Annotated in this window: 4 protein-coding genes; 2 read left to right on the top strand and 2 right to left on the bottom strand. The window is 70.1% G+C overall.

The genetic code is table 11. The features are described from left to right. Positions 1-1,978 (top strand): ABC transporter ATP-binding protein (locus JCO01S_RS15030; RefSeq protein ID WP_068257588.1); only part of this gene is annotated, 1,978 nt, incomplete at its 5' end. On the opposite strand, the gene JCO01S_RS15025 is transcribed toward JCO01S_RS15030, so the two are convergent. After that, a complete protein-coding gene (locus tag JCO01S_RS15025; RefSeq protein WP_068257582.1) occupies positions 1,962-2,354 on the bottom strand; it encodes a DUF4878 domain-containing protein in 393 nt (130 codons plus the stop codon). The genes JCO01S_RS15030 and JCO01S_RS15025 overlap by 17 nt on opposite strands. Positions 2,355-2,459: 105 nt before the next feature. Then, on the bottom strand, positions 2,460-3,245 hold the full coding sequence (locus tag JCO01S_RS15020) for a dioxygenase family protein (RefSeq protein ID WP_068257585.1): 786 nt from the start codon (positions 3,243-3,245) through the stop codon (positions 2,460-2,462). Between the two features lie 166 nt (positions 3,246-3,411). Between JCO01S_RS15020 and topA the strand changes: the two genes are divergently transcribed. Further along, positions 3,412-6,168 (top strand): type I DNA topoisomerase, encoded by a 2,757-nt coding sequence (topA, locus tag JCO01S_RS15015; protein ID WP_068257579.1) that lies wholly within the window; start codon positions 3,412-3,414, stop codon positions 6,166-6,168. Positions 6,169-6,216: the final 48 nt, after the last annotated feature.

Raw genomic sequence — 6,216 nt, 5'->3', positions numbered from 1 at the left:
GGCCCGCCGCCGGCCCGCGCCGCGCGGCGGCCCGCCCGGGGCCGGCCTCGGGATGCCCACCGAGAGCGCGGTGAACTTCGGGGCATCGGCCCGCCGACTCATCGGGCTGCTGCGCCCGCAGCGGGCGATCATCGGCCTCGCGACCACCCTCGCGGTGATCGGCGTCGTCCTCACCGCGATCGGGCCCCGGGTCCTCGGCCGCGCCACCGACCTCGTCTTCGCCGGTGTCATCGGCGAGCGACTGCCGTCCGGGACGACGCAGCAGCAGGCGGTGGCGGGGCTGCGGGCCGGCGGGCACGACCAGCTGGCCGACATGGTCTCCGGCATCCCCGATCTCGTCCCCGGCCAGGGCATGGACCTCGGCGCGATCGGTCGGGTGCTGCTCATCGCCGTCGCGCTCTACGCGGGCGCGGGGCTCTTCTCCTTCGTGCAGAACCGGCTCGTCGTCGTCGCCGTCAACCGCGTCATCATGGACCTGCGGCGCGCGGTCGAGGACAAGCTGCACGTGCTGCCCCTGCCCTACCTGGACTCCCAGCCGCGCGGTGAGCTGCTCTCCCGGGTGACCAACGACATCGACAACCTCGCCCAGTCGGTGCAGCAGACCCTCGGGCAGATGCTGACGAACCTCGTCATGGTCGTCGCCATGCTCGCGATGATGTTCTCCATCTCGCCGCTGCTCGCCGTCATCGCCCTCGTGACGATCCCCATCTCGATCTGGCTGACGAAGGTCATCGGTACCCGCAGCCAGCGCCACTTCAAGGAGCAGTGGGCCACGACGGGCCAGGTGAACTCGATCGTCGAGGAGACCTTCAGCGGGCACGAGCTGGTCAAGGTCTTCGGTCGTCAGGAGGAGGTGGCGGCCACCTTCGAGGAGCGCAACGAGGCGCTGCGGACGGCGACCTTCGGCGCGCAGTTCGTCTCCGGCGTGATCATGCCGGTGATGATGTTCGTCGGGAACCTCACCTACGTGGTCGTCGCCGTCGTCGGCGGCCTGCGGGTGGCCTCCGGGGCGCTCACCCTCGGCAGCGTCACCGCCTTCATCCAGTACTCCCGGCAGTTCACGATGCCGATCACCCAGCTGGCCTCGATGGCCAACCTCGTGCAGTCGGGGGTGGCCTCGGCGGAGCGGGTCTTCGAGGTGCTGGACGCGCCGGAGCAGCGTCAGGACCCGCAGCCGGCGGCCGTGCCGGAGCGCTCCGACGGGCGGGTGACCTTCGAGGACGTGAGCTTCTCCTACTCCTCGGACGCGCCCCTCATCGAGGGCCTCGACCTGCGCGTGGAGCCGGGGCAGACGATCGCGATCGTCGGGCCGACCGGCGCGGGCAAGACCACCCTCGTCAACCTCGTCCTGCGCTTCTACGAGCTGAACGGCGGTCGGATCACCCTCGACGGCGTCGACATCGCGCAGATGTCACGCGCCGGCCTGCGCTCGCGCATCGGCATGGTCCTGCAGGACACCTGGCTCTTCGGCGGCACGATCGGCGAGAACATCGCCTACGGCCGGCCCGGAGCCCGTCGCGAGGACGTCCGGGCCGCGGCCGAGGCGACCTTCGTGGACCGCTTCGTCCACTCCCTGCCGGAGGGCTACGACACCGTCCTGGACGACGGTGCGAACAACATCAGCGCGGGCGAGAAGCAGCTGATCACCATCGCCCGCGCCTTCCTCTCGGACCCGGACCTGCTCATCCTCGACGAGGCGACGAGCTCGGTCGACACCCGCACGGAGAAGCTGGTCCAGGACGCGATGCGAGCCCTGCGCGGCGCGCGGACCTCCTTCGTCATCGCGCACCGGCTCTCGACGATCCGGGACGCCGACGTCATCCTCGTGATGGAGGAGGGCCAGATCGTCGAGCAGGGCTCGCACGAACAGCTGCTCGCCCGCGGCGGGGCCTACGAGCGGCTGTACCGGGCGCAGTTCGTCGCTCCCATGGACGATGAGAGCGACCCGCTGGACCCGGAGCTCACTGCTCGAAGGTGATCTTCCACTCCTCGTCGACCTTCTTGAGCTTGATGTCCTGCTCCTCGTCGTCCTTGTTCTTCACGGTGACGGTGGCGGTCTTCTCGTCGTCGGAGATCTCGGAGTCCTGGATGTCGATCTCGGCGTCCTCGGGGATCTCATCGGCGAAGGCGTCCTCGTTCTCCTTGAAGAGGGTCGCGCAGTCCTTGCCCTCCTGGAGCTGCTCGAGCTGGTCGACGATCTCGGGGTCGAGGGTTTCGCAGACGGTCTTGTAGTCCTTGTCCGCGACGGCCTCGCCGAAGGTGTTCACCGCCTCCTCGGGACCGTTGTCGGCCCCGCAGGCGGTCAGGCCGAAGGCGAGGCCGGTGGCGGCGACGAGCGTGGCGATCTTCTTCATGAGTGGAGTCCTCCCTGGGTGGCGTTGCGCGACCCCCTCCGAGCCGCGCCGGGACAACTCTATGGCCCACCACACCGGGGCGCGATGGGCAGTCCTACCCAGTGGTCAGTCGAACTGCCAGGACCGCTTGGACAGGCCGAACCAGAAGCCGTCGACGGCCGTGGTCCGCTGCGTGGCGCCGGCCGCCTCCGCGGCCCCGGCGGCGATGTAGAGGGGCGCCCAGTGCTCGGTGCGCGGGTGCGCCTCGTGCCCGGCCGGCGCGACCTCGAGCATCCGCTCCAGGGAGTCCAGGTCCCCGGCGGTCACGGTCTCGGCGGCCCAGTGGTCGAACTCGCTGGAGGCGCTCGGCGGAGCGGTGTCCGCCCCGCGGCTCGGGTCGAACCACCGCAGGTTGTGCGTGGTGAAGCCGGAGCCGATGATCAGCGTGCCCTGCTCGCGAAGGGGGGCCAGCGCCCGCCCGAGGTCGGTGAGGGCGGTCGGCTCCAGCGTCGGCATCGACATCTGCAGGACCGGCACGTCGGCCTCGGGGTACATCTCGACGAGCGGCACGTAGGCGCCGTGGTCCAGGCCGCGGGTCTCGTCGTGGCGCACGTGCACCCCCTTCGCCCCCAGGAGGGCGGTGACCTCCTCGCCGAGCTCGGGCGCGAGCGGGGCCTCGTAGGTGACCTCGAAGTACTTCTGCGGGAAGCCCCAGAAGTCGTAGGTCAGCGGGACCCGGCGCTGGGTCGGGCTCACGGTCACCGGGGCGTCCTCCCAGTGCGCCGAGACGATGAGGATGTCCTTCGGCCTGGTGAAGGACCCCGACCACCGGGCCAGCTCCGCGGTCCAGCGCGCGTCGTCGGCCAGCGGAGGGGCGCCGTGGGAGAGGAAGAGGATCGGGGGAGTCGCCATGGAGACATGGTAGTTCAGCATTCAACAAAATGTCACGGTCTGACCGGCACGTGACCCGGCACGCGTCGGGCGACGGCCTGTGGGGGTAGTACGGTCATCGCAGGAATGACTGCACGTCGGAGCAGCGACGAATCCGCTGCACGTGTCGTCGGGAGAAGGGGCGTACATGGCCAACAAGCTCGTCATCGTCGAGTCGCCGGCCAAGGCGAAGACGATCGCGGGGTACCTCGGCGGGGACTTCGTCGTCGAGGCGTCGGTGGGGCACATCCGGGACATCCCGACTCCGTCGGAGATGCCGGCCGAGATGAAGAAGGGGCCCTACGGCCGCTTCGGGGTCAACATCGAGGAGGGCTTCGAGCCCTACTACGTCGTCGACCCGGACAAGAAGAAGAAGGTCACCGAGCTGCGGCGCCTGCTCAAGGACGCCGACAGCCTCTACCTCGCCACCGATGAGGACCGTGAGGGCGAGGCCATCGCCTGGCACCTGTTGGAGACGCTCAAGCCGAAGGTCCCCGTCCAGCGGATGGTCTTCCACGAGATCACCAGGGAGGCCATCGAGCGCGCCGTGGGCGAGACCCGCGAGCTCGACCTGGATCTCGTCGACGCCCAGGAGACCCGCCGCATCCTCGACCGGCTCTACGGCTACGAGGTCTCGCCGGTCCTGTGGCGCAAGGTCAAGGCGGGCCTGTCCGCCGGACGCGTGCAGTCGGTCGCGACCCGGATCGTCGTCGAGCGCGAGCGGGAGCGGATGGCCTTCAAGGTCGCCTCGTACTGGGACGTGGAGGGCACCTTCGTCTCCGGGGGGTCCCCCTTCGTCGCCCGGCTGAGTTCCCTGGACGGCACGAAGGTGGCCGCCGGTCGCGACTTCGACGACACCGGCGCGCTGAAGGGCACGGCCCGCCGGCTGGACGAGCGCGCCGCCACCGCCGTCGCGGAGTCCACGCTCGCCGCCGAGGCCACCGTCACCTCGGTCGCGGAGAAGCCCTACACGCGCCGCCCGTACGCCCCCTTCACCACCTCGACGATGCAGCAGGAGGCCGGCCGCAAGCTCGGGCTCGGCTCCCGCGACGCGATGCGGGTGGCCCAGCGGCTGTACGAGAACGGGTACATCACCTACATGCGTACGGACAGCACCAACCTGTCCCGGGCCGCGCTCTCGGCGGCGCGCGGTCAGGCGCGTGACATGTACGGCGGCGACTACGTGCCGGACTCCCCACGGGTCTACGGCAAGAAGGCCAAGAACGCCCAGGAGGCGCACGAGGCGATCCGTCCCGCCGGTGACCGCTTCCGCACGCCGGCGCAGGTCGCCGGCGAGCTGCGGGGTGACGAGTTCCGCCTCTACGAGCTGATCTGGAAGCGCACCATCGCCTCCCAGATGGCCGACGCGAAGGGCTCCACCGCCACGATCCGCGTCGGGGCCGACCTCGGCGGCTGCGAGGTCGCGAGCAGCGCCGAGTACACCGCCTCGGGCACCGTCATCACCTTCAAGGGCTTCCTTGCCGCCTACGAGGAGGGCACCGACGCACCCAAGGAGACGAAGGGGGACTCCGCCCGCCTCCCGAAGCTCACCGAGGGGGCGAGCCTGGAGGTCCGCGACGCCACCCCGCTCGGGCACGAGACCAGTCCGCCCGCCCGGTACACCGAGGCCAGCCTCGTGAAGATCATGGAGGAGAAGGGGATCGGTCGTCCCTCGACCTATGCCTCCACGATCAGCACCATCCAGGACCGGGGCTACGTGCGCCGGCGGGGGAGCGCGCTCATCCCGACCTGGCTGGCCTTCGCGGTCACGCGCCTGATGGAGGTGCACTTCACCCGGCTCGTCGACTACGACTTCACCGCGGCGATGGAGGAGGACCTCGACGAGATCGCGCGCGGTGAGGGGCAGCGGGCCGAGTGGCTGCGGCGCTTCTACTTCGGTGACGAGGCGAGCGAGGCCAGTGGTCTCGCCGGGCTCGTCTCGGACCTCGGGGACATCGACGCCCGCGCCATCTCCACGATCGAGATCGGGGACGGGGTCGTCGTGCGCGTCGGCCGTTACGGGCCCTACGTCGAGGAGGTCGTGCCGACCTCCGACGGCTCGGGTGAGGAGCCGAAGCCCAAGCGGGCCTCGATCACCGACGACATCGCCCCGGACGAGATGACGCCCGCCAAGGCGCGCGAGATCCTCGCCCAGGCCGCCGACGACGGCCGGGTGCTCGGCACCCACCCCGAGACCGGCAACGAGGTGATCGTCAAGACCGGACGCTACGGTCCCTTCGTCACCGAGGTGCTGCCGGAGGCCCAGGAGAAGCCGAAGAAGGGCAAGGCGAAGGTCAAGTCGCCGACCGCCTCGCTCTTCAAGAGCATGGATCCGGCCACGGTCGACCTCGAGCAGGCACTCCGGCTGCTCTCGCTGCCGCGCACGGTCGGGACGGTCACCGAGACCAGGACCGACGAGGAGGGCAACGAGTCGCAGGTCGAGGTGCCGATCACCGCGCAGAACGGGCGCTACGGGCCGTACCTGAAGAAGGGGACCGACTCGCGCTCGCTCGAGACCGAGGAGCAGATCTTCAGCCTCACCCTCGAGGAGGCCCAGGCGATCTACGCCCAGCCCAAGCGGCGCGGCCGCGCGGCCAAGCCGCCGCTGCGGGAGTTCGAGGAGGACCCGGAGAGCGGGAAGAAGGTCGTGGTCAAGGACGGACGCTTCGGCCCCTACGTCACCGACGGCGAGACCAATGCGACGCTGCGCGCGGGTGACGACCCGGCGACCGTCAGCCAGGAGCGGGCCTTCGAGCTGCTCGCGGAGAAGCGGGCCAAGGGTCCCTCGACCCGCAAGAAGGGCGCCAAGAAGGCCACGAAGAAGACGGCGAAGAAGACCGCCAAGAAGTCGACGGCGAAGTCCACGAAGAAGACGGCAGCGAAGAAGACCGCGAAGAAGTCGTGACCGCGGTGCGGATCGGGCGGGTGTGAGTGACCGCACCCGCCCGATCCG

This window comes from Janibacter corallicola NBRC 107790 (genome assembly GCF_001570965.1).
Lineage (GTDB): Bacteria > Actinomycetota > Actinomycetes > Actinomycetales > Dermatophilaceae > Janibacter > Janibacter corallicola.
Note: the sequence above shows the minus strand (reverse complement) of the source record. Positions and strands in the feature narration are given on the sequence as shown.